This is a genomic window from Paenibacillus periandrae, assembly GCF_022458865.1.
Taxonomy (GTDB): domain Bacteria; phylum Bacillota; class Bacilli; order Paenibacillales; family NBRC-103111; genus Paenibacillus_S; species Paenibacillus_S periandrae.
Map to the genome: position 1 here is coordinate 1 of NZ_JAJNMU010000082.1, position 1,533 is coordinate 1,533.

Annotated in this window: 2 protein-coding genes; both read right to left on the bottom strand. The window is 45.5% G+C overall.

Annotated features, from left to right (window positions below):
* Positions 1 to 1,024 (bottom strand): hypothetical protein (locus LRL21_RS44585; RefSeq protein WP_240422183.1); only part of this gene is annotated, 1,024 nt, incomplete at its 3' end.
* Between the two features lie 108 nt (positions 1,025 to 1,132).
* The coding region (locus LRL21_RS44590; RefSeq protein WP_240422184.1) for a hypothetical protein at positions 1,133 to 1,533 on the bottom strand (401 nt) is incomplete at its 5' end.

Here is a 1,533-nt window from a genome sequence, read left to right on the forward strand (position 1 = left end):
TCGTTCCCATTTCTGATGTTGCGGTACTCATCGTGGTTCCACTTGCATCCGCGAAGCTGAGGGCAAATACTACTTTACTGTTGATTAATTCTGGAATCTGCATCATCGCCTGGAATGTATAGGGCTTATTCCCCTCTATCGCCACATTTTGAAATAAATATGACCTTCCCCCCTCTGGCATCGTTACTACGCTGATTTTCTGAGCCTTTGATCCTGAGGTTCCACCATCGATCACTTCACTGCTTCCCGTGATTCCCGCGCTATCCGCTTTGTTCCATCCATTGGCAATTCCGTTAAGACCTCCAATTGCTGTTTCAAATGAACCGTTTGTAAGTAAATTATCATCATTCGTATACCGTAAACTGGCCTGATCGATATAGAAGGTTCCGCTTCCTCCCGCCGCGGTTCCCAGCAAATAAATATGCACCCTTACACTAGCTGTGTTCATGGGAGTAACCCCGCTCATTGTCTTCGATGTATAGCCAGGCAATGTCGTTCCCATTTCTGATGTTGCCGTGCTCAACGTAACCCCACCTGCATCCGCGAAGCTGAGGGCAAATACTACTTTACTGTTGATTAATTGTGGAATCTGCATCATGGCCTGGAATGTATATGGCTTATTCCCTTCCATCGCCACATCTTGATATAGAAACAATTTGCCACCAGCTGGTATTGTTGACGCACTGATTTTCTGGGCCTTTGATCCAGAGGTTCCACCGTCGACCACTTCACTGCTTTCTGAGACTTCTGGGCTTGCAGCCTTGTTCCACCAATCCGCATAACCATTCAAAACTTCAGTGTGAGTTTCAAATGAACCATTCTTCAGTAAATTGTTATCTATAACTCTTTTTTTAAGGTTTCCATTACTATCATATTCATATGTGATATTCCCAATTTCGGATGTGCCTTTTACCATTCTCCCATTATGATCATAGTCATAAATCGTAGAGCTCGCTTCTACTGATATATTAAAGGCAAACAATAAAAGAATGAGTGGTATAAATAGTTTTTTTAGTAAATACATAAAAACCTCCTTAGTTGAGACGCATATGCCTTCCATGATCCTAGCAAACCATTCTCTGTTCCCTGAAATGTTTTGTACGGATTCAATTGTATTTCTGAAGGAGTCAGTTCACGGTGCTACCGGCGTATTAACCACCGCCATCCCCGTTGCCATGTCCGGATTCGACTTCCAGTAGTCCCAACCATCCGCAAGGCTACTACCTGGGCGCGTCTGCTTTTCATACTCAGGGTTGGCCACGATGTTACTGTCCGTCCCATACTTGAACATAACTGAATCTACGTATACGGTTCCTGACCCGTTAGGAGCCGTGGAAGCTAGACCTGCATGCACACGTGCTCGCTTGGCCGTGGCGGGTATGACACCCGTTGCCGATAAGCTTTGGTAGCCGGGGTGCGCGGTAGTACGCTCGATCGTGGTCCCTCCCACATTCACTCCGCTTGCATCATAGAACAATAAATAATGCAGCACTTTGGCGTTTGCCAATTGCTCAATATAGTACTGGCCACTAA